We start from the raw sequence: 26,023 nt of genomic DNA on the forward strand, positions 1-26,023 counted from the left end.
ACACCGCGCCGCCTGATTTCACGACTGCTTCGCAGCCGAACGCAGCCTCGCAGGCTCGGCAGCTGCTACCGGCGGTGTTGTTCCTGGAACTGACGCACCTCTTCAGCAACGACTAAGCTTTTGCGGGTAAGTCTCGTCTCCTCAGGAGATTCCCGTGAGCATCATGCCTCTGTCTGAACTCGATGCCGCCCTGCCCGGTCTGGCCCGCAAGATCCGCGTGCTGGATGCCTTGGCGTGGCCCGATGGCGTCGAAGAAACTTTCCTGGCGAATTGGCGAGCCGGGCGTGCACAACTGCCGAAGGTCGAACTGCAACCGCGTGACCACAGCGCCGACATCACCGCGCTGGAATCCTTTATCGACCATTGTGATGAGGCGCATCCCGCCGGCAACTACCTCGCCATGACAGCGCGAAGCTATGCCACGGCCGGGCGCATGTTGGGGGCCATTGGTACCCGCGCCTTTACTGACTATTCATCAGCGTTGTACCGGCGCCCGGATTTCCAATACCCACGCCTCAACCTGAGCATGCTGGACGCCGCCCGGTTTTTCCTCGACACCACTGACGCCCTTCTGGGCAGTGCCCGGATTCCACCATGTCCGGCCGAGATCCCGGCCGAGGCCTTTGCCGCCTGGATGCAGCCAGAACTGGACCGTTTCTTTGGTGAAGGCCGGATCACGGTCGTGCTCGACTCGACCTTGGCCGCCAAGGCCATCGCCGGGGCGAGCCGCATACGCCTGTGTGCCAGCGCATTGTTCTCTGAACTGGACAAAAATCAGCTTTTGCAGCACGAGGCGTTCGTGCATGTCGCCACCGCACAAAACGGCGCACGCCAGCCCAACCTCAAAAGCCTCGGCCTTGGGGCGCCACGTACGACACAGACTCAGGAGGGTATTGCCACCTTGGCCGAGCTGTTCACCGGCAGCATGGACATCAATCGCTTGCGTCGCCTCGCCTTGCGCGTGCTCGCCGTCCAGCAAGCGCTGGAGGGTGCCGATTTCATCCAGGTATTCGAAGGTTTTCTGGCGGCCGGTCAATCGCAAGAGGAGTCATTTCGCTCCACCCAACGGGTGTTCCGTGGCGCCGACCTGCACGGCGGGTCGGCGTTTACCAAGGATGCCGCTTACCTGACAGGCTTGATCGGCGTGCATACCCTGCTGCGCATCGCGATCCGTGACAACCGGCCGGAACTGGTGGGCCATTTGTTTGCCGGGCGCCTCAGCCTGGGTGACACCGTACGCCTGGCGCCCCTGTTCGAGTCAGGCTGGCTCCAGGGGCCGGTCTATCTGCCGGCCTGGGCCAGCGACCTGCGCCTGCTCGCCGCCAACCTCGCCTTCTCTGCCTTTATCGCCCGGATCAGGCTGGATGTGCTCGACCTGGATGTGCTTATGGCATTTGCAGACGACCACGAGAACGATGCCAGTGCCCTGTAATGACGGTGGCTATGAAATGAATGATCGTAAATAAATGGCAGAAATTTTTTGTTTGCTACGCTTAGGAAGCGGCATCGAAGCTGAGGTCTGAGGTTGGCAAAGTCGGACCTCACCTCCTTGGCATTGATCCACTCACTCCAAACCTGCCTGACCACATGGAGATGCAATGCGCATTCCCTCACTCTGCACGTTGTCAGCTGTCCTTATTTTGAGCGGATCTTTCTGCGTATCGCAGGCAGCGATGGCGGCCTCAAGCACGACCACTGCCGTGCCAGCGCCCGCCAATTCGGCGCCTCTTAAAGATGCCGTGTTTACCCAGGAACAGCTGGATCAAATGCTGGCGCCCATTGCGCTGTACCCGGACCCACTGCTGGCACAGATTCTGATGGCCAGCACGTACCCCGGGGAATTCACCGAGGCCGTCGCCTGGTCTAAAGCCAACCCGAACGCCAAGGGCGATGATGCAGTCAAACAGGTGCAGAACAAGCCCTGGGATCCGAGTGTACAGGCGCTCGTCGCCTTCCCGCAGGTGTTGGCCACGCTGGGACAGGATCCTGTGGCGGTACAACGGCTGGGGGATGCCTTCCTGGCGCAGCCCGACGATCTGATGGCAGCGGTGCAACGCTTGCGTCATCAGGCGCAGGCAGCCGGCAACCTGGAAAGCAACCAGTATCAGAACGTGACGGTTCAGAATTATCCAGCACCGGCAGGCACGTCCACAGAGGTAGCTGCGGCCCCTGCCAGCACCATCATCATTCAGCCCGCCGATCCACAGGTTGTATACGTCCCCACTTATAACCCGACAACCACCTATGGCACCTGGCCTTATCCGGCGTCCCCCCCCGCGTACTACCCTCCGCCACCCGCTTATTACCCCGGCCAGGCATTGTTGACCGGTCTGGCGTTTGGTGCCGGTGTGGCTATCGTCGGTTCGTTGTGGGGTGATTGCGATTGGGGTAATAGCGACGTCGACATCGATGTCGAACGCTACAACAACATCAACGGCAACAACCGAATCAACGTTAATCAGAACAAGTTCCAACATAACTCCGCGCATCGCAATGGCGTTCCCTATCGCGACAGCAGGAGCCGCGAACAGTACGGCCGTCAACTCAACGGTGCCAGCCAGCGTGAGGCCTATCGTGGCGACACGCCTCAGCGCGCCCAGCAGCGTGAAAATGCCCGTGGTTCGATGGACAGGGCCGGTATCGAACGACCTCCCACCACCAACCGCGAAGCCCGTGATCAAGCGCGCGACGCCCAAGCCAGAGGCGTGGACGGCAATCGGGCGCAAGGTGGTGCAGACCGGGATGCGGCCAGACAGAATGCAGCCAACAGACAGAGAGCGGCTGAAAGACAGGGTGCAACTGACAGACAGCAAGCTTCCAACAGAGGTCAGGGCACTGACAGAGCCAATCAGCAACCCAGGAAACAGACCGCTGATGCCAGACAGCGCCAAGGTAACTCACAGGCGCGCCAGACGACGAAAAGCCGGCCAACCACTAAGGCCGCCAGCAAGGGCAGTGCCCGCAACAATGCATTCGCGGGCGCGCGCTCACCGTCCCAAGTCAACGCACAAGCCAATCGTGGCCGGACCAGCCAGGCATCCGCCCAGCGCTCCAATGCCTCGCGATCAGCCGGCAAGCAGGTCAGTCGGCCGTCCAATCCACCAGCGCGTCAAAGTCAAAGGGGTGGCCGTCGTTGAATAACAATCCTCGAGTGAAGACACTCATGGGCTTGCTTCGTCAGTCCCTGGCGATCACGGCAGGCGTTGTATGGTCCTGCATGGTCATGGCACATCAGGAATTTCCAACACCCGAAAAGGCCGCTGAAGCGTTCGTCGAAGCACTGGGTACGAAACAGGCCAATAATGAACGCCTGACCGAGTTACTGGGTACGGAATGGCGCAGTTACATCCCTCGCCAAGGCGCGGAGCGCAAAGATGTCGATGCGTTTTTGAAGCTGTACCACGAACAACACCACCTTGAAAAAAACAGCGACGGCGAGATGATCCTGTCGGTCGGGACCAACAAATGGCCAATGCCTATCCCTATCGTAAAAGGCCCGAACGGTTGGCACTTCGACATCAAGGCCGGCAGTGCCGAAATCCGTGCGCGTCGAATTGGCCGTAATGAATTCGCCGCGTTGCAATCGACGCAAGCCTATCACGATGCCCAGATGGATTATGCGTCAGTGGATCGTGATGGTGACGGCGCCCTTGAGTATGCGCAGAATATCTACAGCGCCCCCGGCAAGCACGATGGCCTTTATTGGGCAGACGACGATAGCGGTCAGATCAGCCCGTTGGGTCCAACGTTTGGCAACGCCATTGCCGGAGAACCCTGGCATGGTTACCACTTCCGCATCCTGACTGGCCAAGGTCCTTCGGCACCAGGTGGCGCCTACAGCTACCTCATCGGTGACAAGATGAGCCGAGGCTTTGCATTGATTGCCTGGCCGGCGAAATACGGTGATACCGGGGTGATGAGTTTCATGATCAGTCATGAAGGCCAGGTGTTCGAGAAAGACCTGGGGCCCGAGGGTGAAAAGGTGGCGCAGTCGATGAAACTCTTTGATCCGGATGACAGCTGGAAAGAAGTCGCGGTCGATGAAGACTAGAACCTGGCAGTAGAACAGTCGCTACGCCTGATGCCAGTTAAGGCGGTAACGCGATCCGTAGCAGCTGGCGCAGCCTGCGTCCGGCTGCTACAAATCGCGTTGCCCGGCTCTTGCGAGGTTTCCTTTAGCAATTCATCCACCACGCTCGACAGAGCGGCATGAACATCCTCAGTGCTGTGTAACGCACGCTCGAAAACGCTGCGCTGCCGGTCTGCACTGGTACCGTGGCGCAGAATGTGGCGAGCCTGGGAAAAGACATTTTCCACACGCAGTTCCCGCGCCGCGTCGCCCAGGATCTGTTCCGCCAGGAATAACCACTGCTCAGCCGAGAAGGGTCGGTCGTAGCCTTCAACAATGAAGGACGCATGGATTCCGGAGCGCTTCGCCCGCCAACGATTTTCTTTGAGAATCCAGTGAGACGTTTGCGACCAGGACCGTCCTGGCCGGGCCTGATCAATCGCGTCGGCAACCAGCAGTCGAAACAAAGAAGCAATGCACAAGGCATCCTCGAGCCGAGGACATGCGTCCGTCATGCGCAATTCCAGGGTCGGATACCGGCAAGCGGGGCGTAATCCCCACCAGCACTCGCTGGCCTGCCTGATGGTGCCGGTGCGGATCAGCAAGGCGACGTAGGCTTCATAGGCCGCTTCATCCTCGAAGAATTCCGGAATGCCCATCCTCGGCCACTCATCACACGCGGTCTGCCGGTAGCTCATGAATCCGCTGTCGGCACCGTCCCAAAAAGGTGAGGAGCAACTCAGCGCCAGCAACAACGGCAACCACGGCAAGACGTGGTTCATGACTCGAATTCGATCCAGATGTTCCGGGACTTCAACATGCACGTGCAAGCCCGACAGCACGCTACGCCTGGCCACGCGCTGATAGTCGTCGAACAGTTGAGTAAAGTGATCCTGCCGGGTGGCCTGTTGCACACGCCAGTCAGCCAACGGGTGGCTCCCGACACTGAGCAGTCCCAGACCATAAGACTCGAGCGTGCTCCGCAACATTTTGCGAGCGCTGATAAAGTACTGTTCGGCCTCGGCGATACGGGTGAAAACGGGAGAAGCCACTTCGATTTGCCCTTGGAACATCTCATACGCGAAGCAATCGCCTAACGCCGCCTTGCACGCGTCAATCGCAGCGCCGGGAGGACTCTGGGCCATGCGTCGAGTGCCCAGATCAGTGATGAAATATTCCTCTTCAATCCCGAACTTCAGATGTCTGTTCATCGATGGGCCCTGAGTGATAATCCTGCCCCGCTACGGCGCGCAGAAAGGCCTGATCGGCCGCGATTCGCAAATCTCGCCACTCTTCCCAACTGACCATGCGCTGACGATCCATCTCGTCCGATTGTCGTAGCAGCTCTTCATGATAGGCATCCGGCGATTCCCTACGCAGGGCGATGTTGTCGAGTGCTCGATGCCACGAATCCAGCGCACAAAGTCTTCGTTCCTGGGCTGGCGTCAGCCGATTTCTGAAGGAGTTCATGGCAGTGCAATTCCAGAGGTATTTCTGAATGGATCCACTGGATTCGACGCAGGTTCATGGGGGCCGACCAGAGGTGCCGAACAATGAAAAAACGGGAGGCCCGCCTGGGCCTCCCGCGCGTCATACCACCCTTCAGGAAGTACCCATTCCTCGAGACAGATCGGCTGGGGCATCGGGTGTTTCGCGGTAATCGCGTTCCGGTTTCACGTCTGCGTCCGCGTGATCCGTGGTTTTTGTCACCGTATCGCGCACCGCCTCGAACCCCTCCCGTGCCTGTTGTTTGACCTTGTCGGCCAGGCCTGCGCTGGTTTTGCCCATGTAGCGCTGCTCGGTCGCTGTCGAGGGCAATGCAGCCCCCAACATCGCCCCCAACGCAATCCCCGCAGCGGCGACCATCAGTGGCTGCTCCTTCAACAACTGACTAAGTTGATTGCCCATCACTTGTGTACTGCGCACTAAACGGTCGCTGGCATCATGCACGGCATGGCTGACGGTATCGGTGGCCACCCCAAGGTTGTCGCCCAGGTGCGCCGCTTTGCCTTTTACGGCTTGGTAGCCCTCCTTAAGCGTGTCCGCTGTCTGGTGCAGATGATCACGCGCACTGTCGATGCCGTCAGCCAGGCCATCGGCCCACTCCCCCACCTTGTTCTGATCCGCACCTGCAGGATAAACCGGGCGTGGGGTCGGCGGACGGTTCTGGCTCATCATCAACCACAGCACACCCACCGACGTCAGCACCGCAGGAACGGGATTATTACGCACGCTGGTGCCCAGGTTGGTCAGGAACGTCGTGCCGTTGTTCTGCATGAAAGACATCGCCTGATCGAACACCTGCCCTGGCGTGAATTTGCTTTCCAGCGCATCGACGATATTGCCGATGCTTTCACGCTGCGCATCGATTTCGCGCTCAATGACCTCGGGGCTTTTCTGCGACTCGGTTTCGAATTCAGTGTTCATGAGACTTTCCTCCGCAGCGCTTCCTGGTCTTTGTTCAAGGCGTCCAGCGTGCGATCAGGTTTGAAGTGGGATGGCTCGAATTGTTTTTTCCCGGATTGCAGCATGGCGAACCCTACGATCATCACCACGACGCCCACAATCAGTGCTGCCAACCACGGCGCCATTACCATGCTCAGGCCATAGACCACGGCCATCAACAAGATGATGAACCCCGCCAGCAGCACAATCGCCCCGCCCGCGACCGCGGCAATGCCGGCTTTGAGCGTGGTCAGACTGGCTTGAAGTTCAGCCTTGGCCAACGCCAGCTCCTTGGTGAAGAGCGCGGGCACTTCACGGGATAACTGGCGCAACAACCCCACGACCGAAACGTCAGGTTCAGCCACGGGTATCGGTCTTGGGTCCGGGAAACCTGGATCTTCTCTGTTCATCACAGCGCTCCTTTGAAGGATGTAGAACCGGGTGTCGCATTCCCGGCGAAGTCCGAAGGGTGATCGTGCTCATTCGGCGACGCCGGCGTGATGCCGGTGGCCAGGCCAGGGTTTTGATCGGTGCGAGATGGAACGGATGATTCGTAGGGACGTTGCGCGCCAAAACCACCTGACGCAGGCATTGAGTGGCCTGCTGCAGGATCATCGGCATCGGGGAATGTCGCAGCCGGCGCGGCACCGGCCTTGAGAAAGCGCGACAGGCCAAAGCCCAGCGCAATACTGCCGGCAATGAACAATGCCGGGTTGCTTCGAGCCAGATCGGCGCCATCATGGAGCAACTGTTCGGCACTCTTTCCACGCAGATTCCCGGCCAGGCCGCTCATGGATTCAGCCATGTCCGCCAGGTAGTCGGACATGCCCAGCGTGTCTTTGTCCTGCAGTTCAGCAACGAACGATTTCGCCCCTTGGGCCAGCGCCTCCATCTGGTCGGCTGCCGTATCCCGGTATTGACCAAATTGCGCATCTGCCTGCTCTCTTGCGCCGCCCAGTGCTTCTGTTACGTTTTCCTTCAAATGTTCAAAGCCCTGTTCTGTACCTCCGTTGTGGGGTTTATCTGGCTGATTCCCGGTGGTGGTGTCTGAAGTAATCATGTCGTCCCTCGCCTTCTGAGTGAAAAAAGCGTTAACAGGGTTCGCCACGAAATACCCGCAGCCCCCCCTTATTCCAGATGACGGGCGGCGGTATGAGGGAGTTCCAACAGATTGATGAGCGATGCGCTCGGGTTGATGCCGGAGAGGGGCGAGGGAGATCAGCTAAAGAATTTCGTATACCCTAGCGCTATCTCACTGCAAACGACCGCCGACGTGAATCTACCCAAACTTAACGCCCCCGACCTTGGCAATACGCCTTCGACCTCGGAAATCATCACCCGTCATTTGCGGGATGCGATCGTCGCCGGGCATTTTGCCGAGGATGAACCGATTCGCCAGGACGACATTGCCCGCCAGTTCAATGTCAGCAAGATTCCGGTGCGCGAGGCCCTCAAGCGGCTGGAGGCCGAAGGGCTGGTGATGTTCCAGCGAAATCGCGGGGCGATGGTCACGCGCATTTCCGATGCTGAACTGGCGCAGATGTTCGAAGTGCGCATGTTGCTGGAAGACAAGGTGTTGCGCCTGGCCATTCCCAACATGACCGAACAGACCTTCGCCCGTGCCGAGAGCATCTGCCAGGAATTCATTGGCGAAGACGACGTAGGGCGCTGGGCCGAGCTCAACTGGGAGCTGCATTCCTGTCTTTACGAACCGGCGCAGCGGCCGTTTCTGGTGAGTCTGATTCGTTCGGTCAACGACAAACTGGAGCGCTACCTGCGCATGCAGATGAGCCTGTCCGCCGGCAAGGAGCGCGCCGATCACGAGCATCGCGAGATCCTTGCAGCCTGCCGTGCCAAGGATGTGGATCTGGCGGTGAAGCTGTTGGATGAGCACATTGCCGGCGTCTGCAAGACCCTCTTCGAGCACCTGCCCCACGCCCACTGAGTGCTGCGGACACTGTGCCGATTTCGTCATCGGCACCGGTTAAATCCATCAAGCCGACACCCGTCCGCACGGGCCACTCTAGCGTTCACTCAACCGAATGGACGTGGCCCTCCCATGAAAAGCATCTCCGTCATCGACTCCCACACCGGCGGCGAACCGACCCGCCTGGTGACCGCCGGATTTCCTGATCTGGGACGCGGCAGCATGGCTGAACGGCGCAAGATCCTCGCCGAACAACATGACCAATGGCGTGCTGCGTGTGTGCTGGAACCAAGGGGAAGTGATGTGCTGGTGGGTGCCCTGCTCTGCGAACCCGTAGACCCGAGCGCCTGTGCCGGAGTGATTTTCTTCAACAACAGCGGTTACCTGGGCATGTGCGGTCACGGCACTATCGGCTTGGTGGCGTCTCTGGCGCACATGGGCAAGATCGGTCCCGGTGTGCACAGCATCGAGACGCCGGTGGGCACGGTGCAAGCCACCCTGCACGACGACCATTCGGTCAGCGTACGCAATGTGCCCGCTTATCGTTATCGCAAGGATTTGGCATTGCAGGTGCCGGGGATCGGTCAGGTGATCGGCGATGTCGCCTGGGGCGGCAACTGGTTTTTCCTGATCGCCGACCACGGTCTGCGGGTGTCGGGCGACAACCTTGAGACGCTGACCGCCTATACCTACGCAGTACAACAAGCGCTGGAAACCCAGGGTATTCGCGGTGAAGACGGCGGCCTGATCGATCATGTCGAGCTGTTCGCCGATGACGATCGCGCCGATAGCCGCAACTTCGTTCTGTGCCCGGGCAAGGCCTACGACCGTTCACCGTGCGGCACTGGCACCAGCGCGAAATTGGCGTGTATGGCGGCGGATGACAAATTGCAGCCAGGGCAGATCTGGCGCCAGGCCAGTGTGATTGGCAGCGAATTCGAAGGCTCCTTCGAGTGGCAGGGTGAGCAAATCATCCCGACCATTCGTGGCCGCGCCTTCATCAGTGCCGAAGCCCGCTTGATCATTGAACAGGATGATCCGTTCGCCTGGGGCATTCGCCCATGAGCCAGGGCCGTGTGGCCGACGTGATCATCATCGGCGCCGGCATCATCGGCGCGGCGTGTGCTCAGGCGCTGGCGCGTCGCGGCTTGCAGGTGCTGGTGCTTGATGCCGGCCTGCACAACGCGACCGCCGCAGGCATGGGCCACCTGCTGGTGCTCGACGACAATCCGGCCGAACTGGCCCTGAGTGATTATTCCCTGCAACGCTGGCGCGAGCACGGGCCTGACTTGCCCGACGGCTGCGCTTACCGCAACAACGGCACACTCTGGCTGGCCGCCAACGCCGAGGAAATGGCAGTGGCCCACAGCAAATGCCTGAACCTGCAAGCCCAGGGAATCGCCTGTGAGCTGGTCGGTGCCAATGCCTTGCGCCAGCGTGAACCCGAACTGCGCGAGGGCCTTGAAGGAGGACTGCTGATCAACGGCGACGGCATTCTGTATGCGCCGGCCACGGCCAACTGGATGCTCGACACGCCGAACATCCGCCAGCGCCGGGCACGCGTCACGCAGGTGGATGGCCATCGGGTACGCCTCGATGACGGCCAATGGTTGAGTGCCGACGCGGTGGTGCTGGCGAACGGTGTTCAGGCCAATGAATTGTGCCCTGAGTTGCCCATCGAGCCGAAAAAAGGTCACTTGCTGATCACCGACCGCTACCCCGCCACCGTCACCCACACTCTGGTGGAACTGGGTTATGTCACCAGCGCCCATAACGTCAAGGGCCCGTCGGTGGCCTGCAATATTCAACCGCGTCCGACCGGGCAATTGTTCATCGGTGCCTCGCGGCAATTCGGCACGACCGACCCGCAGGTCGAAGGCTGGATGCTGGCAAAAATGCTCAAGCGTGCGGCCGGCTACATGCCGGGGTTGGCGCGACTGAATGGCATCCGCGCCTGGACCGGATTTCGTGCCGCCAGCCCCGACGGCTTGCCGCTGGTGGGCCAGCACCCACAACGCCAGGGCTTATGGCTGGCGGTCGGGCATGAAGGACTGGGGGTGACCACCGCCCCCGGCACCGCGGATTTGCTGGTCGCGCAACTGTTCAACGAAACCCCGCCACTGGCCGCGCAACCCTACCTGCCCCAGCGTTTCCTCGGAGAACCTGTGTATGCCTGAATTGATGCTCGACGGTCAGGCCCTGAGGGTCGCCGACGGTACCAGCGTTGCCGCTGCCCTGGCGTTGGGCGGCAATGGTTGCAGCCGCACCTCGGTCAGCGGACAACGGCGCGCACCGCTGTGCGGCATGGGCATTTGCCAGGAATGCCGGGTGACCATCGACGGTCGCCGGCGCCTCGCTTGCCAGACTCTCTGCCGTGACGGCATGCAAGTGGAGACACAGGCATGAACGAATACGCCGACATCTTGATCATCGGTGCCGGACCCGCCGGCATGGCCGCCGCACTGGCAGCGGCTCCCAGTGGCGCACGCATTGTCATGCTCGACGACAACCCGCTGGCGGGCGGCCAGATCTGGCGCGACGGCCCGCAAGCCAGCCTCCCCGTCCAGGCCCGTCAGCTGCGTGAGCGCGTGCAGTCCCACTCCAATATCCGCCATCATAGCGGCACTCGGGTGATCGCCAATCCCGGCCCGAAACAACTGCTGGTCGAAGACGATGATCATGGCTGGCTGATCAGCTATGACAATTTGATTTTGTGCACCGGTGCCCGCGAGTTGTTGCTGCCCTTCCCCGGCTGGACACTGCCTGGTGTGACCGGGGCCGGGGGATTGCAGGCACTGATCAAATCAGGACTGCCGGTGCGCGATGAACGCGTGGTGATTGCCGGAAGCGGCCCCCTCTTGTTGGCCAGTGCGGCTACCGCCAAAAAACACGGGGCCACAGTGCTGCGCATCGCCGAGCAAGCTTCGTTAACGTCTGTCGCCGGGTTCGCTGCGCAACTGCCGCGCTGGCCGGCAAAATGGCTGCAGTCGTTCAGTTTGTTCAACCGGCATTACCGGGCCGCCACTCATGTCATCGCCGCCCTTGGCACTGAACGACTCGAAGGCGTGCGCCTGCAACAGCAAGGCAAAATCATCGAACTGGAATGTGATCGGCTGGCCTGTGGGTTCGGCTTGATCCCGAATATCCAACTGGGTCAGGCACTGGGTTACGCCATCGAAGGACAGGCGTTGGCGGTGGATGCCTGGCAAGCCAGCAGCCGCGCCGATCATTACGCAGCAGGCGAATGCACCGGGTTCGGCGGCAGCGAACTGGCCCTGGCCGAAGGTGCGATTGCCGGGCACAGCGCCGTGGGCGAGGTTGAACAGGCGCGCCAATGGTGGCCACGCCGGGCACGCTGGCAGAGTTTCGCCAAGACACTGAACCGGGCCTTTGCCCTCGACCCRCAACTCAAGTCACTGGCCCGCCCCGACACCTTGGTCTGTCGTTGCGAAGACGTGCCCTACGCCGCACTGACCGAACACAGCGACTGGCGCGCGGCCAAGCTCGCCAGCCGTTGTGGCATGGGCGCCTGTCAGGGCCGGGTGTGCGGCGCTGCGGTTGAGCACTTGTTTGGCTGGCAACCCTCGGCGTCGCGCCCACCCTACAGCCCGGCGCGGATCGAGACGTTGATGTGCCTGGACGACACCCCGCCAGCGTGATGAAGCGTGCCCGGGGTTTCGGTCGTGCCGCCGAGCCTCTATGATCCGGGGGTCGCCCTCGGATCTCCCAGCGCTATGTTCCCCTCACTCACCACGTTCAAACCCTGCGACCTGCCGACCCTGTTATGCAACCTTCAGCCGATCGCGCCGCTGCTCGACACCTTGTCGGACGTGGTGTTTTTCATCAAGGATCGCGACGCCCGTTACGTCTTCGTCAACCAGACGCTGGCGCGGCGTTGCGGTCTGAAACACACCGAGCAATTGCTGGGGCTCACCGCCGAGAGTGTCTTTCCGGAAAACTTTGGGCCGCTGTACACCGAACAGGATCGGCGGGTGTTATCCAGCGGCCGAATGCTGGCCGACCAACTGGAACTGCACCTGTATTTCGGCAACCAGTCGATCTGGTGCCTGACCCACAAACTGGCCCTTTACGACGAACAGGGTCACATCGTTGGCCTGGCCGGCATCTCCCGGGATTTGCCAACGCCCCAGTCCACGCACCCGGCGTACCTGAAACTCGCCGCCGTCGATGCGCATATCCGCAGCCACTTCGCGCGGCCCATCAGTCTCTCTGAATTAACAGCCATTGGCGGTTATTCCGTCGCGCAACTGGAGCGTCACTGCAAACGGGTGTTCCAACTCACACCGCGACAGATGATTCACAAGGCACGCCTGGAAGAAGGTTCGCGCTTGTTATTGCACACCGACCTGCCTATCACCGACATCGCCCTGCGCTGCGGCTACACCGACCACAGTGCCTTCAGTCGGCAGTTCCGCGCGTTGACCAGTTTGTCGCCGAGTCAGTATCGCGATAATCAACGCTAGAACAGTCAACAGTGTTCCCTAAAGGGGCGCCCGCACAACCTCTGCTCCCATCTGTAACACCGACACTCACCACACCGATACGGCGTCGCACCGCTGCAACGCTTCTAATTCAAGGGATGACGGTCATTTCACCGTTCTGACTGGAAATCGGCACGTTGATTGCTATTGTTAATATCGTATACGAAATCCTCAATACGATATCCAACAGCACTTCACTCAACCGAGGCCTCTATGAAAAACCCCGCATTTGCCGTAGCCCTCAGCGCTGTTCTCAGTACCCTTTTTGTCGCCAACGCCCAAGCCGATAAGCTCGACGACATCATCGAAGCCGGCAAGCTGCGCTGCGCCGTCACCCTGGACTTCCCGCCCATGGGTTTTCGCGATGCCAGCAACAACCCGGCCGGTTTCGATGTGGATTACTGCCGCGACCTGGCGAAGATCCTCGGGGTCGAGGCTGAAGTGGTCGAGACGCCGTTCCCGGACCGCATTCCGGCGCTGGTCTCCGGGCGCGCCGACGTGATCGTCGCCTCCACCTCCGACACCCTCGAACGGGCCAAGACCGTCGGCCTCACGGTGCCCTACTTCGCTTTCCAAATGGTCGTACTGACCCGCGACGATACCGGCATCAACGGCTTCGACGACCTCAAAGGCAAACCCGTGGGCAACACCAGCGGCACCTATGAGGCCATTGCCCTGGAGAAAAATGTGAAGAATTGGGGTGCGGGTAGCTTCCGTGCCTACCAGTCGCAGAACGACACCCTGCTGGCCGTTGCCCAGGGCCACATCGACGCCACCGTGGTCACCAACACCGTCGCCGCCGCCACCCTCAAATCGGGTAAATACAAAAACCTCAAAGTCGCCGGCAACGCTCCGTACGTGATCGACTACGTGTCCCTGGGCGCCAAGCGCAACGAGTATGGCCTGCTCAATTACCTCAACCTGTTCGTCAACCAGCAGGTGCGCACCGGTCGTTACCAGGAGCTGTTCGTGAAATGGGTCGGCACCGATATCTCGCCGGCCAACCTGACCGTGCCACAGGTCTACTACTGAAATGTCCGGCATGCCTGGGTCCGTTTCTCTGACCGGTCGCAGCCTGGTCGCGGGCGCCGCTCAAGGTGCCCTGCTGTTCGCCGATGTCGGGCTGAGTTTCTGGGGCGGGGTTGACGCCAGCAGTGGTGAGGTCATTGATCGCCACCACTCGCTCAGCGGCGAATATCTGTCGGGGTGTGTGCTGGCGATTCCCAGCGGCCGCGGTTCGTGCACCGGCAGTAGCGTGTTGATGGAACTGATCAGCAACGGCCATGCACCGTCGGCACTGGTGCTGGCCGAACCGGATGAGATCCTGACCTTGGGCGTGCTGGTCGCGCAGACCATTTTTGCCCGCTCCCTGCCGGTGCTCTGCATCGGCCGGGAGGCCTTCGCGACCTTGGGTGATCACGCTTTCGCCCGGGTCGACGGTGACACGCTGAGCTTTTTCGATCACCTGCCTGACGATACCTGGCAGGCGATCGACAGACCTTGCACAGACAACCGCGCTTCCATCGAGCTCACCGAATTTGATCAGACGCTGCTCGATGGTCAGCACGGTCAAGCCGCGCAAATGGCCATGCACATTGTGCTGCGCATGGCCGAGCTGCAAGGGGCGCGAAGTCTGGTGGATGTCACCCAGGCGCACATCGATGGTTGCATCTACACGGGTCCTGCGAGCCTGCGCTTTGCCCAACAGTTGGTGCAATGGGGAGCCAAAGTGAGGGTGCCCACCACCCTCAATTCGATTTCCGTGGACCAGCGCCGCTGGCGCGAATTGGGCATCGACGCGGCTCTCGGCGAACCGGCCAGTGCTCTGGGCGATGCCTATATGGCGATGGGTTCACAACTGAGCTACACCTGCGCACCCTACCTGCTCGACACTGCGCCCAAGGCTGGCGAGCAGATTGTCTGGGCCGAATCCAATGCCGTGGTGTATGCCAACAGCGTGCTCGGCGCCCGCACCCTGAAGTACCCGGACTACCTCGACATTTGCATCGCCCTCACCGGCCGCGCCCCGCTGGTCGGCTGCCATCTGGACGCGCAACGCAAGGCCCGCTTGCAGATCGAGTTGCCGGTACTCGGTGAACTTGACGATGCCTTTTACCCGCTGCTCGGTTATCACATTGGTACCCTGGCTGGCAGCCGCGTACCGTTGGTACTGGGCCTGGAAAATCGCCAGCCGAGTCTGGACGATCTCAAAGCGTTTGGTGCCGCGTTCGCCACCACCTCGGCGGCGCCGCTGTTTCATATCGCAGGAGTTACACCGGAAGCCATCGACCCGGCACAGGTACTGGACGCAGACGTAACCATACCCGTGGAAAAAATCCGCCTGAAAGACCTGCTGAACAGTTGGCGCGAGCTCAACAGTGCCCGTGACCACCGCGTGGATGTGGTGTCGCTGGGTAACCCGCATTTTTCCCTCAGCGAATTCGCGCACTTGGCGCGGCTGTGCCGGGGTCGGCACAAACACCCGGACGTGGTACTCGCCATCACCTGCGGCCGCGCGGTGCTGGAGCAGGCGCGCGAGGCCGGGCATATCGCGGTGATCGAAGCCTTCGGCGCCACCCTGGTGACCGACACCTGCTGGTGCATGCTCGGCGAGCCGGTGATTCCACCTGCCGCCACCACGCTGATGACCAACTCGGGCAAGTACGCCCACTACGCACCCGGTCTGGTGGGTCGCAAGGTGCATTTCGCCAGTCTTGCAGAGTGTGTCGATACCGCGTGCAACGCCATCGCCAGCGGACGTCTGCCGGCCTGGCTGCAACCCGCCGCCCAACTGGAGAGCCCAGCGCATGTTTGACTACACCTTCCAATGGCGCTCAGCCCTGCGCGCCTTGCCGGACATGCTCGCCGGCGCCGTGGTCACTTTCGAGACCGCGGCACTGTCGATGATCTTCGGGGTGCTCATCGCGCTGGCCCTGACGGTCATGCGCGAAAGCAAAAACCCGCTGCTGCGCGGCATCGGCAACGGCTGGGTATCGATTGCCCGCAACACGCCGTCGCTGTTCCAGATCTACATCCTGTACTTCGGCCTCGGCTCGCTGGGCTTGCATGTCAGCTCGTGGCTGGCGCTGCTGGCCGGGATCACATTCAACAACGCGGGTTACCTGGCGGAAAACTTTCGCGGCGGGCTCAAGGCCGTGCCCCAGACCCAGGTGCGCGCCGCCCGGTCACTGGGCATGAGCGCCTTTCAGACTTACCGCATGATCGTCGTCCCGCAGCTGCTGCGCATCGTGTTCTACCCGCTGACCAACCAAATGGTCTGGGCGGTGTTGATGACCTCGCTGGGGGTAATTGTGGGGCTGAACAATGACCTGACCGGGGTGACCCAGGACTACAACGTCAAAACCTTCCGCACCTTCGAGTACTTCGCGATTGCGGCGGTGCTGTATTACGCGATTGCCAAGGCGATTGTCGCGAGCGCCCGGTTGATGGCCTGGCGGTTGTTTCGTTACTGAGGAGCTGTCCATGTTTGCCACCGGTTTTTCCTCGAATGACCTGATGTTCCTGCTCAATGGCGCCTGGGTCACGCTGCAATTGACGTTCTGGTCGATCATCCTCGGCTCCGTCGCCGGGTTGCTGTTCGGCTTGTTGCGGGCGCTGTTGCCACGGGCCAGTTTGCCGCTGGCCTGGGTGCTGGACGTGTTTCGCAGCGTGCCGTTGTTGATCCAGTTCGTGCTGTTCAACTCACTCAAAAGCATCGTCGGCCTGAACATCAGTGCCTTCAGCGTCGGCTGCATCGTGCTTGGCGTGTACACCGCCGCGTACTTCACCGAGATCGTGCGCGGCGGCGTGCTGGCAGTGCCTTTCACGGTACGCCGGGCCAGTCGTTCACTGGGCCTGAGTTTCTTGCAGGACCTGCGCTGGATCGTCCTGCCGATGGCCACGCGAGTCGCCTTCCCCGGCTGGCTGAACCTGGTGCTCGGGGTGATGAAAGACACCGCGCTGGTGATGTGGATCGGCATCGTCGAACTGCTGCGCGCTTCGCAAACCATCGTCACCCGCATCCAGGAACCGTTGCTGGTGCTGTGCATCGCGGGCCTTATCTACTACGTCATGAGCCTGGTGGTTGCACGCCTCGGCGCTCGTCTGGAAAGAAGGTGGCAGGAAAATGATTGAGATCGATAACGTACACAAATCCTTCGGCAACCTCGAAGTGGTCAAGGGCGTGAACCTGACCGTGAACAAGGGTGAGGTGGTGTCGATTATCGGCGGCTCCGGCTCCGGCAAATCCACCCTGCTGATGTGCATCAACGGCCTGGAGCCGATCCAGAAAGGCAACATCCGCGTGGACGGGGTCGAGGTTCATCACAGCACCACCGACCTCAATCGTCTGCGCCAGAAGATCGGCATTGTGTTCCAGCAATGGAACGCCTTTCCGCACCTGACGGTCCTGGAAAACGTCATGCTCGCGCCGCGCAAAGTGTTGGGCAAAAGCAAGGCCGAAGCCGAGGAACTGGCGGTGCAACAACTGACCCACGTCGGTTTGGGCGACAAGCTCAAGACCTTCCCCGGCAAGCTGTCCGGCGGTCAACAGCAACGCATGGCCATCGCCCGAGCGCTGGCGATGTCGCCGGACTACATGCTGTTTGACGAAGCCACTTCCGCCCTCGACCCGCAACTGGTGGGCGAGGTGCTGGACACCATGCGCATGCTCGCCGAAGACGGCATGACCATGGTGCTGGTGACCCACGAAATCCGCTTCGCCCGCGATGTGTCCGACCGGGTGGCGTTCTTTCGCAATGGGTTGGTGCATGAGATTGGGTCACCGGATCAGGTGATTGGCAATCCTGTGCATGCGGAGACGGCGGCGTTTTTGAAATCGGTGAAATGACAAATGGCCCCTTCGCGAGCAAGCCCGCTCCCACATTTGACCGAGTTCCTCCAGAACAAATGCGATTGAATGTGGGAGCGGGCTTGCTCGCGAAGAGGCACGCACAGGCAAAACAAGGAATAAACCATGCGCTCATCAAAAGTAATCCACGTCGTCAGCTGCCACGCCGAAGGTGAAGTCGGTGACGTGATCGTTGGCGGCGTCGCCCCACCACCCGGCGCCACCGTGTGGGAACAATCACGCTGGATTGCCAAGGACGAAACCCTGCGCAACTTTGTGCTCAACGAACCTCGTGGCGGCGTGTTTCGCCATGTCAACCTGCTGGTACCGGCCAAGGACCCGCGGGCTCAAATGGCCTGGATCATCATGGAGCCGGCGGACACGCCGCCAATGTCCGGTTCCAACTCACTGTGCGTGGCCACCGTGTTGCTCGACAGCGGCATCCTGCCGATGACCGAACCACAAACCCGAATGGTGCTGGAGGCCCCCGGTGGACTGATCGAGGTGGTTGCCGATTGCCGTGACGGCAAAGTCGAACGGGTCGAAATCAAGAACGTCCCGTCCTTCGCCGATCGCCTCGACGCCTGGATCGAAGTCGAAGGTCTGGGCTCGCTCAAGGTGGATACCGCCTATGGCGGCGACAGTTTCGTGATCGCCGACGCCAAGGGGCTGGGCTTTTCAATCAGCCCGGACGAGGCCGCCGATCTGGTGGCGGTTGGGCTGAAAATCACCCGAGCCGCCAACGAGCAATTGGGCTTCGTTCATCCGCTGAACCCCGAGTGGTCGCACATCTCCTTCTGCCAGATCGCGGCGCCCATCGTCCATGAGAACGGCATTGCCACTGGCGCCAACGCGGTGGTGATTCAACCCGGCAAAATCGACCGTTCACCCACCGGCACCGGCTGCTCGGCGCGCATGGCGGTGTTGCAGGCCAAGGGCTTGATGCAGGTGGGTGAGCGTTTTATCGGTCGCTCGATCATCGGTTCCGAGTTCCACTGCCGCATTGACTCAATGACCGAAGTGGCCGGCCGCCCCGCCATCTACCCGTGCATTTCCGGGCGGGCCTGGATCACCGGCACCCACCAATTGCTGCTCGATCCGAGCGATCCATGGCCACAGGGCTATCGCCTGTCCGACACCTGGCCCGGTGCTTGAGCGCTGAAACCCTGAACACCCAGACCAACGGCTACCAAAACCCCTGAAAAAACCGAAAAAGCACTGGCCGAATCTTTTCATTTTAAATATCGTATACGAAATACATTTTACGATCCGGAGGCAACAAATGAGCAAACGTATTAACTGGAGTGGCGTCTTCCCTGCCGTGACCACCCAATTCAACGATGACTTCACCATCAACCTGGATAAAACCCACCAGGTGATTTCCAACGTTATCCGCGATGGTGTCTCGGGCCTTGTGGTGTGCGGTTCGGTCGGTGAAAACACCTCGCTGACCGCTGAAGAAAAAATCGCAGTCACCGAAGTCGCCGTCGATGCTTCTCGCGGCCGGGTGCCGGTGATTTGTGGCGTGGCCGAATTCACCAGTGTGCAAGCGGCCAAGGTGGCCAACGCCGTGCGCAAGGTTGGCGTCGATGGCGTGATGCTGATGCCGGCGCTGGTCTACAGCTCGAAGCCTTTTGAAACCGCCGAGCACTATCGTTACGTTGCCAAGCATGCCGACGTGCCGTTGATGGTCTACAACAACCCGCCGATCTACAAAAACGACGTCACCCCGGACATCCTGATTTCCCTGGCCGACTGCGACAACGTGGTGTGCTTCAAGGACTCCTCCGGCGATACCCGCCGTTTCATCGATGTGCGCAACGAAGTCGGCGACCGCTTCGTGCTGTTCGCCGGTCTGGATGACGTGGTGCTGGAAAGCATCGCCGTCGGCGCCGAAGGCTGGGTCTCGGGCATGTCCAACGTGTTCCCGAAAGAAGGCGAAACCATTTTCCGCCTGGCCAAGGCTGGGCGTTTCGCCGAAGCCATGCCGATCTACGAATGGCTGATGCCAATCCTGCACCTGGATGCCCGTGCCGACCTGGTGCAGTGCATCAAGCTGTGTGAAGCCATTGCCGGTCGCGGCAGCGCGCTGACCCGTCCACCACGCCTGGCCTTGCCGGACGCGGATCGGCTGTTCGTCGAACAGATCATGGCCAAAGCCTTGGCGAACCGTCCGCAACTGCCGGACGTCGGTCTCTGAGTGATTGCCGGGCGGGCCTTTGCGGCCTGCCCCGGCTGCCTGTTTTTGCGCCCTTACAGGAAACGTCAGCATGCCCAACCTTCAAGACACTCAACGCGCAACCACCCCCTCCGGACTCAAACGTGTCGTGGCCGCCGCCATGGCCGGTACTGTCGCGGAGTGGTATGAATTTTTCCTCTACGGTACGGCCTCGGCATTAGTTTTCGGCCAACTGTTCTTTCGCCAGACCGACAGCCCCGTCGACGGCATCATCGCCGCATTTGCGCTGTACGCCGTGGGCTTTCTTGCCCGCCCATTGGGTGGCCTGGTATTCGGTCACTACGGTGACAAATTCGGCCGCAAGCGCCTGCTGCAATTGAGCCTGGTGGTGGTCGGCATCACCACGTTCCTGATGGGTTGCCTGCCCGGCTTCGACCAGATCGGCTACGCGGCGCCGGTGTTGCTGGTGCTGTTGCGGCTGATCCAGGGTTTCGCCTTTGGCGGTGAATGGGGTGGCGCGATTCTGCTGGTCTCTGAACACTGCCCGGATAATCGGCGTGGCTTCTGGGCCAGTTGGCCGCAAGCCGGTGTGCCGGCCGGGAATCTGGTGGCGACGGTGGCCCTGCTGCTGTTGTCATCGAACCTGTCGGAACAGGACTTCCTCGCCTGGGGCTGGCGCGTGGCGTTCTGGTTCTCGGCGGTGGTGGTGTTGATCGGCTACTGGATTCGCACCAGTGTCGATGACGCACCGATTTTCAAGGAAGCCCAGGCGCGTCAGGCACACACCAAGCAGCAGCAACTGGGCGTGGTCGAAGTGTTGCGTCATCACTGGCGTTCGGTGCTGGTGGGCATCGGCGCGCGCTTTGCAGAAAACATTCTCTACTACACCGTGGTGACGTTCTCGATTACCTACCTGAAGCTGGTGGTGCACAAGGACACCTCAGAGATTCTGTTGCTGATGTTCGGTGCTCACTTGCTGCACTTCTTCATGATCCCGCTGATGGGTTACCTGTCCGATCTGGTCGGGCGCAAACCGGTCTACCTGGTTGGCGCGGTGCTCACCGCCTTTTGGGGGTTCGTCGGCTTCCCGTTGATGGACACCGGCAACAACTGGCTGATCATGGCGGCCATCACCCTGGGCCTGGCCATTGAATCGATGACCTATGCACCGTATTCGGCGCTGATGGCCGAGATGTTCCCGACTCACGTGCGCTACACCGCCCTCTCGCTGTGCTACCAGGTGGCGCCGATTTTCGCCGGTTCCCTGGCACCGCTGATCGCGATCACGCTGCTCAACAAATACCACAGCTCAACGCCCATCGCCTGGTACCTGGTCGGTGCCTCGCTGATCTCCGTCGTTGCCGTCGGGCTGACCCGGGAAACCCGCGGCAAGTCGCTGCACGCGGTAGATGCCGAGTCCGCCGCGCGTATCGCCGCACTGGACACCGCCGTTCCCGCGACCCCGCGTCGAGGCGATTCGTTGGCGTGAAACCAAAACCTGCAGGAGCGAGGCTTGCCCGCGATGGCGGTGTGTCATTCGAGATTGAGGGTGAAGGACACACCGTCATCGCGGGCAAGCCTCGCTCCCACAGGGGATGTATTACCTTTTGCCCGACAGGAATTTTTCATGCCCCAGATCCTCGGCCACAACTACATCGGCGGCACACGCAGTGCTGCCGGCAGCATCGCACTGCAAAGCCATGACGCCAGCACCGGCGAGGCGCTGCCCTTCTCTTTCATTCAAGCCAGAGAGGAAGAAGTACACGCCGCTGCCCAGGCCGCTGCCGCTGCATTTGCGACCTTTCGCAACATGCCAGCGGCACGCCGTGCGGATTTTTTAGAAGCCATCGCCGCACAACTGGATGCCTTGGATAACGAATTCGTCGCTCTGGTCACCCGCGAAACCGCACTGCCGAACGCACGAATACAGGGTGAACGCGCCCGCACTAGCGGCCAGATGCGCCTGTTCGCCCAGGTCCTGCGTCGCGGTGACTTTTACGGTGCACGCATCGACCGCGCGTTGCCCGAACGCCAACCGCTTCCCCGCAGCGACCTGCGTCAGTACCGGATCGGCGTCGGCCCCGTGGCGGTGTTCGGCGCCAGCAACTTCCCGCTGGCGTTCTCCACGGCCGGCGGCGACACCGCTGCGGCCCTGGCCGCCGGTTGCCCGGTGGTGTTCAAGGCCCACAGCGGACACATGGCGACCGCCGAACAGGTGGCCGATGCAATCATTCGCGCCGCCGAGCAGACCGGCATGCCCAAGGGTGTGTTCAACATGATCTACGGGGCGGGCGTGGGTGAAGCCTTGGTCAAGCATCCAGCGATCCAGGCCGTCGGTTTCACCGGCTCGCTCAAAGGTGGCCGGGCGCTGTGCGACATGGCGGCGGCACGACCGCAACCGATACCTGTGTTCGCCGAAATGAGCAGCATCAATCCGGTCGTGGTATTGCCCGAAGCCCTTCACGTTCGCGGCGAGAAAATTGCCAGCGAACTGGCCGCCTCTGTCGTGCTCGGCTGCGGCCAGTTCTGCACCAACCCGGGTTTGGTCATCGGCCTGCGCTCGGCACAATTCAGTGCCTTCACCGAGTCCCTCACTGTGCTGCTGGCTGAACAACCAGCGCAAACCATGCTCAACGCCGGCACCCTCGTCAGTTACGAAAAAGGTGTGCAGGCCTTGCTCGACCACCCCGGCGTGACCCACCTGACCGGGCAGCGCCAACACGGCAATCAGGCACACGCCCATCTGTTCAAGGCCGACGTCAGTCTGCTGCTCGAAGGTGATCCCTTGCTACAGGAAGAAGTGTTCGGCCCGACCACCCTCATTGTCGAAGTGGCCGACAAGGCCGAACTGCGCCACGCTCTGAACAGTCTGCACGGTCAACTCACCGCGACCCTGATTGGCGAACCCCAGGAGCTGCATGAACACGCAGAGCTACTGGCCCTGCTGGAACAAAAGGTCGGTCGGGTGCTGTTCAATGGCTACCCCACCGGCGTCGAGGTGTGCGATGCGATGGTGCATGGCGGCCCCTACCCGGCCACCTCCGATGCCCGTGGCACCTCGGTCGGCAGCCTGGCCATCGACCGTTTCCTGCGCCCGGTGTGCTACCAGAACTGCCCGGACGCGCTGTTGCCCGACCCGTTGAAAAACGCCAATCCACTGGGCATTGCCCGGTTGGTCGACGGCAACAGCCACCGCAACCCAATCTAAAAAACACGCAAAGCCCTGTAGGAGTGAGCCTGCTCGCGATGGCGGAATGTCAGCCAACAGAGATGTTGAATGTACCGGCCCCTTCGCGAGCAATCCCGCTCCCACACTGAGTCGTTGCCGGACACTGCATTTGTGTACGACTTCGATTAACTGTGGGAGCGGGCTTGCTCGCGAAGGCGGCAGTACATTTAGCATTGATGCCGCCAGACACTCCGCATTCTCGAGCAAGCCCGCTCCCACAAGTACTGTGTCAGGCCAGCAGCGCCTTGAGATCGTTGTACAACGCCTCGGGAATCTGCACCCCTTCCACAAGACTGCGCGCCCGCGCTTCATATCGGCGTTGGGACGGCAAGCGTGCGCCCTGCCCTTCGATCCCCTGAAACAACGCTTCCGCCCTGGCCAGATGCACCTCAGTCGAATCCCCCAAAAAGCGTCGTGGATCAAGGGCAATGATCAATTCACCATGGTACGGCGACGACTTGCTGCCAGCGTCGTAAGCCAGTGACTCGGCGCTGGTGAGGTCACCGATCAACGGCCCGGCAATCAACTCCACCATGGCCGCCAGCGCCGAGCCCTTGTGCCCGCCGAACGTCAGCATCGCGCCGCTGTCGAGTACGACGTTGGCATCGGTGCTGGGCTGCCCTTGCGCATCCACGCCCCAGCCCTCGGGGATCGCTTTGCCGGCACGCCGGTGCAGTTCGATGTCGCCACGGGCAATGGCGCTGGTGGCGAAGTCAAACACAAAAGGATCACGTCCCTGACGCGGCCAGCCAAATGCAATGGGGTTGGTGCCGAACACCGGCAAGCACCCACCGGCCGGGGCCACCCAGGCATGACTCGGATTACACGCCAGCGCCACCAGGCCGGCAGCGGTCAACTGCTCGATCTCCACCCACAGCGCCGAGAAATGCACGCAGTGATTGATCGCCAACGCCGCAATCCCGTTGGCCCGGGTTTTCTCCGTCAACAGCGGCAAACCCGCCTGAAACGCCAGCTGCGAAAAACCACCGCCAGCGTCCACCCGCACAATCGACGGAGCCTGGTTGATCACCTGGGGTTCAGCCGTGGCCGACACTTTGCCGGCCCGCAGGGAATTGACGCACCCCAGAATCCGGTACAAGCCGTGAGAGGCACAGCCGTCACGCTCGCCGGCGATCACCGTCGCCGCCACCGCACCCGCATGGGCCCGATTAAAACCGTTGTGCAACAGGATCGATTCGGCCAGCGCATGGGCTTCGATCAGGGTCAGTCGGATCATGGTCATCTCCTTGGACAGACCGGTCAGGGTGGTCTATTCGCGGCGATGCCGCTTGATGGGTTTGCACGGAGGGAGTGACGAAATCAGCACAGGTTCTTCATCGGAGACCCGCGACAGTGCAATGGCGATCAATGCACTGTCGCCCCTCTCGGTCAGGCCTTCGTGCTTCGTGCAACCGGCACAGTCAGCGCAGACTTGCGGGCCAGCAGATAATAAAGAGCACCCGGCACCACCAACCCGACGATCCAGGAAATATCCACGCCGCCGAGCTGCGCGACCATCGGCCCGGAGTAGAAGTGCGTATCGACAAAAGGCAGCTGGATCAACACGCCGCTGACATACACGCTGATCCCCAACACGTTCCAGCGACCGTAACGCCCCGCCGGGTCGGACAAGGCCGGGATGTCATAACGCTCCTTGTTGATGAAGTAGTAATCCACCAGGTTGATCGCGCTCCACGGGGTGAAGAACGTCAGTAAAAACAGAATGAAGTACTTGAACGAGTTCAGGAACGAGTATTGACCGAGCAGTGCGAGCGTGGTCGATGCCGCGACGATCAGCAGCACGAACAACATGCGCTGGCGGGCGGTGATTTCCAGGCGACTGCGGAAGCCGCTGATAATGGTGGCCACGCACATGAAGCTGCCATAGGCGTTAAGTGTGGACACCGTGACCTTGCCGAACACCACGCTCAGGTACAGCAGCGACGCCATCACCCCGGTACTGCCCAGGCCAACAATGGTCGCCACTTCGTGACCGCGAAAGTTGGCGCCGGCCAATGCCGCAGCGAATACACCCAGGACCATGGACGCCTGAGCGCCGAGCACGGTCCCCAGGCCAACGGCGGTGAAGGTTTTCCACGACGAGGTTTTGCTCGGCAAGTAACGCGAATAGTCGGCCACATACGGGCCAAACGCGATCTGCCAGGACGCCGACAGCGACACCGCCAGCAGGAACGTGCTCCACCCAAAGTGGCGGTTTTGCAGGAGCAGGCCGATGTCGTAGAGGGTCATCAAGCGGGTAAACAGGTAAGCGAAGGCGATAATGCCCAGCACGCTGGCCACACGCCCCACCAAGTGAATCACCCGATAGCCGAAGATCGTCAGGAACGCGATACACGCGGCAAAAATCAGGATACCGGTGCTGTCGCTGACGCTGATCAACTGGGCAATCGCCTGCCCTGACAATACCGCGCCGGTGGCGCTGAAACCGAGGTACATCAGGCACACCAGGACAATCGGGATCGCCGCGCCGTAGACCCCGAACTGCACACGACTGGAGATCATCTGCGGCAGACCCAGTTTCGGTCCCTGTGCAGCGTGTAAGGCGACGACGGCACCGCCGAGCAACTGACCGATTAACAAGCCGATCAATGACCAGAACACATCACCACCCAACACCACGGCCAGCGCCCCGGTAACGATCGCGGTGATTTGCAGGTTGGCACCCAGCCACAGGGTGAACTGACTGTAGAGGCTGCCATGACGCTCGGCCTCGGGGATGTAATCGATCGAACGTGTTTCGATCAGGGGACTTCGTTGTTGATTGTCTCGGAGCTGGGTCATTATTTTTTTCTCTTCCAAGGT

Annotated in this window: 25 protein-coding genes; 18 read left to right on the forward strand and 7 right to left on the reverse strand. The window is 61.0% G+C overall.

Annotated features, from left to right (window positions below; genetic code table 11):
- The first annotated feature begins 154 nt into the window (after positions 1-154).
- The 3 genes from AC1DRJ_RS03040 (at position 155) to AC1DRJ_RS03050 (ending at position 4,051) form a co-directional block, all read left to right on the forward strand.
- Entirely contained in the window at positions 155-1,432 is a 1,278-nt protein-coding gene (locus AC1DRJ_RS03040) for a flavohemoglobin expression-modulating QEGLA motif protein (RefSeq protein WP_477800764.1), read from the forward strand.
- A 166-nt stretch (positions 1,433-1,598) separates the two neighbouring features.
- Positions 1,599-3,137, forward strand: coding sequence for a DUF3300 domain-containing protein (locus tag AC1DRJ_RS03045; protein WP_477800765.1), 1,539 nt, complete (start codon positions 1,599-1,601; stop codon positions 3,135-3,137).
- Positions 3,138-3,163: 26 nt separating this feature from the next.
- The gene (locus AC1DRJ_RS03050) at positions 3,164-4,051 is read left to right on the forward strand and encodes a DUF2950 domain-containing protein (protein ID WP_477800766.1); all 888 of its coding nucleotides are present in this window, start codon (positions 3,164-3,166) and stop codon (positions 4,049-4,051) included.
- Here AC1DRJ_RS03050 and AC1DRJ_RS03055 read toward each other — a convergent pair.
- The 5 genes from AC1DRJ_RS03055 to AC1DRJ_RS03075 all read right to left on the reverse strand — a co-directional run bounded on the left by AC1DRJ_RS03055 (position 4,048) and on the right by AC1DRJ_RS03075 (position 7,574).
- A complete protein-coding gene (locus AC1DRJ_RS03055; RefSeq protein WP_477800767.1) occupies positions 4,048-5,280 on the reverse strand; it encodes a carboxylate-amine ligase in 1,233 nt (410 codons plus the stop codon). The genes AC1DRJ_RS03050 and AC1DRJ_RS03055 overlap by 4 nt on opposite strands.
- Complete coding sequence (locus AC1DRJ_RS03060) at positions 5,252-5,539, reverse strand: hypothetical protein (protein ID WP_477800768.1); 288 nt, start codon at positions 5,537-5,539, stop codon at positions 5,252-5,254. The genes AC1DRJ_RS03055 and AC1DRJ_RS03060 overlap by 29 nt, the downstream gene beginning before the upstream one ends.
- Positions 5,540-5,671: 132 nt before the next feature.
- Entirely contained in the window at positions 5,672-6,496 is an 825-nt protein-coding gene (locus AC1DRJ_RS03065) for a DUF3618 domain-containing protein (RefSeq protein WP_477800769.1), read from the reverse strand.
- The gene (locus AC1DRJ_RS03070) at positions 6,493-6,924 is read right to left on the reverse strand and encodes a phage holin family protein (RefSeq protein WP_477800770.1); all 432 of its coding nucleotides are present in this window, start codon (positions 6,922-6,924) and stop codon (positions 6,493-6,495) included. Before AC1DRJ_RS03070 ends, AC1DRJ_RS03065 begins: the two co-directional genes overlap by 4 nt.
- Complete coding sequence (locus AC1DRJ_RS03075) at positions 6,924-7,574, reverse strand: hypothetical protein (protein ID WP_477800771.1); 651 nt, start codon at positions 7,572-7,574, stop codon at positions 6,924-6,926. The genes AC1DRJ_RS03070 and AC1DRJ_RS03075 overlap by 1 nt, the downstream gene beginning before the upstream one ends.
- A gap of 213 nt (positions 7,575-7,787) precedes the next feature.
- Between AC1DRJ_RS03075 and AC1DRJ_RS03080 the strand changes: the two genes are divergently transcribed.
- The 15 genes from AC1DRJ_RS03080 (at position 7,788) to AC1DRJ_RS03150 (ending at position 23,179) form a co-directional block, all read left to right on the forward strand.
- Positions 7,788-8,459: a GntR family transcriptional regulator gene (locus tag AC1DRJ_RS03080; protein ID WP_477800772.1), complete on the forward strand. Its 672-nt coding sequence runs from the start codon at positions 7,788-7,790 to the stop codon at positions 8,457-8,459.
- 114 nt (positions 8,460-8,573) lie between these two features.
- A complete protein-coding gene (locus tag AC1DRJ_RS03085) occupies positions 8,574-9,506 on the forward strand; it encodes a 4-hydroxyproline epimerase (protein WP_477800773.1) in 933 nt (310 codons plus the stop codon).
- Positions 9,503-10,618, forward strand: coding sequence for an NAD(P)/FAD-dependent oxidoreductase (locus AC1DRJ_RS03090; RefSeq protein WP_477800774.1), 1,116 nt, complete (start codon positions 9,503-9,505; stop codon positions 10,616-10,618). Before AC1DRJ_RS03085 ends, AC1DRJ_RS03090 begins: the two co-directional genes overlap by 4 nt.
- Positions 10,611-10,847 carry a (2Fe-2S)-binding protein gene (locus AC1DRJ_RS03095; protein ID WP_007942615.1) on the forward strand — a complete coding sequence of 79 codons (237 nt, stop codon included), beginning with the start codon at positions 10,611-10,613 and terminating at the stop codon, positions 10,845-10,847. Before AC1DRJ_RS03090 ends, AC1DRJ_RS03095 begins: the two co-directional genes overlap by 8 nt.
- A complete protein-coding gene (locus AC1DRJ_RS03100; protein WP_477800775.1) occupies positions 10,844-12,100 on the forward strand; it encodes an FAD-dependent oxidoreductase in 1,257 nt (418 codons plus the stop codon). The genes AC1DRJ_RS03095 and AC1DRJ_RS03100 overlap by 4 nt, the downstream gene beginning before the upstream one ends.
- Before the next feature lie 75 nt (positions 12,101-12,175).
- Complete coding sequence (locus AC1DRJ_RS03105) at positions 12,176-12,925, forward strand: PAS domain-containing protein (RefSeq protein ID WP_477800776.1); 750 nt, start codon at positions 12,176-12,178, stop codon at positions 12,923-12,925.
- A gap of 231 nt (positions 12,926-13,156) precedes the next feature.
- Entirely contained in the window at positions 13,157-13,975 is an 819-nt protein-coding gene (locus tag AC1DRJ_RS03110; RefSeq protein WP_477800777.1) for an ABC transporter substrate-binding protein, read from the forward strand.
- Positions 13,976-13,985: 10 nt separating this feature from the next.
- Positions 13,986-15,758: a cis-3-hydroxy-L-proline dehydratase gene (lhpI, locus tag AC1DRJ_RS03115; protein ID WP_477800778.1), complete on the forward strand. Its 1,773-nt coding sequence runs from the start codon at positions 13,986-13,988 to the stop codon at positions 15,756-15,758.
- Positions 15,751-16,416, forward strand: coding sequence for an amino acid ABC transporter permease (locus AC1DRJ_RS03120; RefSeq protein ID WP_477800779.1), 666 nt, complete (start codon positions 15,751-15,753; stop codon positions 16,414-16,416). Before lhpI ends, AC1DRJ_RS03120 begins: the two co-directional genes overlap by 8 nt.
- A 10-nt stretch (positions 16,417-16,426) precedes the next feature.
- Entirely contained in the window at positions 16,427-17,077 is a 651-nt protein-coding gene (locus AC1DRJ_RS03125) for an amino acid ABC transporter permease (protein ID WP_477800780.1), read from the forward strand.
- The gene (locus AC1DRJ_RS03130; RefSeq protein ID WP_477800781.1) at positions 17,070-17,792 is read left to right on the forward strand and encodes an amino acid ABC transporter ATP-binding protein; all 723 of its coding nucleotides are present in this window, start codon (positions 17,070-17,072) and stop codon (positions 17,790-17,792) included. Before AC1DRJ_RS03125 ends, AC1DRJ_RS03130 begins: the two co-directional genes overlap by 8 nt.
- Before the next feature lie 126 nt (positions 17,793-17,918).
- Complete coding sequence (locus tag AC1DRJ_RS03135; protein ID WP_477800782.1) at positions 17,919-18,947, forward strand: trans-3-hydroxy-L-proline dehydratase; 1,029 nt, start codon at positions 17,919-17,921, stop codon at positions 18,945-18,947.
- 127 nt (positions 18,948-19,074) lie between these two features.
- Entirely contained in the window at positions 19,075-19,992 is a 918-nt protein-coding gene (locus tag AC1DRJ_RS03140; RefSeq protein WP_477800783.1) for a dihydrodipicolinate synthase family protein, read from the forward strand.
- A gap of 70 nt (positions 19,993-20,062) precedes the next feature.
- Complete coding sequence (abaF, locus tag AC1DRJ_RS03145) at positions 20,063-21,460, forward strand: fosfomycin efflux MFS transporter AbaF (RefSeq protein WP_477800784.1); 1,398 nt, start codon at positions 20,063-20,065, stop codon at positions 21,458-21,460.
- 138 nt (positions 21,461-21,598) lie between these two features.
- Positions 21,599-23,179: an aldehyde dehydrogenase (NADP(+)) gene (locus AC1DRJ_RS03150; protein WP_477800785.1), complete on the forward strand. Its 1,581-nt coding sequence runs from the start codon at positions 21,599-21,601 to the stop codon at positions 23,177-23,179.
- A 250-nt stretch (positions 23,180-23,429) separates the two neighbouring features.
- Here the strand turns inward: AC1DRJ_RS03150 and AC1DRJ_RS03155 are convergent, their stop codons facing one another.
- Positions 23,430-24,437: an Ldh family oxidoreductase gene (locus tag AC1DRJ_RS03155; RefSeq protein WP_477800786.1), complete on the reverse strand. Its 1,008-nt coding sequence runs from the start codon at positions 24,435-24,437 to the stop codon at positions 23,430-23,432.
- A 152-nt stretch (positions 24,438-24,589) separates the two neighbouring features.
- Positions 24,590-26,002: a purine-cytosine permease family protein gene (locus AC1DRJ_RS03160; protein ID WP_477800787.1), complete on the reverse strand. Its 1,413-nt coding sequence runs from the start codon at positions 26,000-26,002 to the stop codon at positions 24,590-24,592.
- Between the last annotated feature and the right edge of the window lie 21 nt (positions 26,003-26,023).

The organism is Pseudomonas sp. P5_B2, from assembly GCF_056400445.1.

What these genes read in the sequence shown, in the direction of transcription:
- AC1DRJ_RS03045 (WP_477800765.1), top strand. Translation starts at nt 1,599, where the DNA reads ATGCGCATTCCCTCACTCTGCACGTTGTCAGCTGTCCTTATTTTGAGC.
- AC1DRJ_RS03050 (WP_477800766.1), top strand. Translation starts at nt 3,164, where the DNA reads ATGGGCTTGCTTCGTCAGTCCCTGGCGATCACGGCAGGCGTTGTATGG.
- AC1DRJ_RS03055 (WP_477800767.1), bottom strand. Translation starts at nt 5,280, where the DNA reads ATGAACAGACATCTGAAGTTCGGGATTGAAGAGGAATATTTCATCACT.
- AC1DRJ_RS03060 (WP_477800768.1), bottom strand. Translation starts at nt 5,539, where the DNA reads ATGAACTCCTTCAGAAATCGGCTGACGCCAGCCCAGGAACGAAGACTT.
- AC1DRJ_RS03065 (WP_477800769.1), bottom strand. Translation starts at nt 6,496, where the DNA reads ATGAACACTGAATTCGAAACCGAGTCGCAGAAAAGCCCCGAGGTCATT.
- AC1DRJ_RS03070 (WP_477800770.1), bottom strand. Translation starts at nt 6,924, where the DNA reads ATGAACAGAGAAGATCCAGGTTTCCCGGACCCAAGACCGATACCCGTG.
- AC1DRJ_RS03075 (WP_477800771.1), bottom strand. Translation starts at nt 7,574, where the DNA reads ATGATTACTTCAGACACCACCACCGGGAATCAGCCAGATAAACCCCAC.
- AC1DRJ_RS03085 (WP_477800773.1), top strand. Translation starts at nt 8,574, where the DNA reads ATGAAAAGCATCTCCGTCATCGACTCCCACACCGGCGGCGAACCGACC.
- AC1DRJ_RS03090 (WP_477800774.1), top strand. Translation starts at nt 9,503, where the DNA reads ATGAGCCAGGGCCGTGTGGCCGACGTGATCATCATCGGCGCCGGCATC.
- AC1DRJ_RS03095 (WP_007942615.1), top strand. Translation starts at nt 10,611, where the DNA reads ATGCCTGAATTGATGCTCGACGGTCAGGCCCTGAGGGTCGCCGACGGT.
- AC1DRJ_RS03105 (WP_477800776.1), top strand. Translation starts at nt 12,176, where the DNA reads ATGTTCCCCTCACTCACCACGTTCAAACCCTGCGACCTGCCGACCCTG.
- AC1DRJ_RS03110 (WP_477800777.1), top strand. Translation starts at nt 13,157, where the DNA reads ATGAAAAACCCCGCATTTGCCGTAGCCCTCAGCGCTGTTCTCAGTACC.
- lhpI (WP_477800778.1), top strand. Translation starts at nt 13,986, where the DNA reads ATGCCTGGGTCCGTTTCTCTGACCGGTCGCAGCCTGGTCGCGGGCGCC.
- AC1DRJ_RS03120 (WP_477800779.1), top strand. Translation starts at nt 15,751, where the DNA reads ATGTTTGACTACACCTTCCAATGGCGCTCAGCCCTGCGCGCCTTGCCG.
- AC1DRJ_RS03125 (WP_477800780.1), top strand. Translation starts at nt 16,427, where the DNA reads ATGTTTGCCACCGGTTTTTCCTCGAATGACCTGATGTTCCTGCTCAAT.
- AC1DRJ_RS03130 (WP_477800781.1), top strand. Translation starts at nt 17,070, where the DNA reads ATGATTGAGATCGATAACGTACACAAATCCTTCGGCAACCTCGAAGTG.
- AC1DRJ_RS03135 (WP_477800782.1), top strand. Translation starts at nt 17,919, where the DNA reads ATGCGCTCATCAAAAGTAATCCACGTCGTCAGCTGCCACGCCGAAGGT.
- AC1DRJ_RS03140 (WP_477800783.1), top strand. Translation starts at nt 19,075, where the DNA reads ATGAGCAAACGTATTAACTGGAGTGGCGTCTTCCCTGCCGTGACCACC.
- abaF (WP_477800784.1), top strand. Translation starts at nt 20,063, where the DNA reads ATGCCCAACCTTCAAGACACTCAACGCGCAACCACCCCCTCCGGACTC.
- AC1DRJ_RS03150 (WP_477800785.1), top strand. Translation starts at nt 21,599, where the DNA reads ATGCCCCAGATCCTCGGCCACAACTACATCGGCGGCACACGCAGTGCT.
- AC1DRJ_RS03155 (WP_477800786.1), bottom strand. Translation starts at nt 24,437, where the DNA reads ATGATCCGACTGACCCTGATCGAAGCCCATGCGCTGGCCGAATCGATC.
- AC1DRJ_RS03160 (WP_477800787.1), bottom strand. Translation starts at nt 26,002, where the DNA reads ATGACCCAGCTCCGAGACAATCAACAACGAAGTCCCCTGATCGAAACA.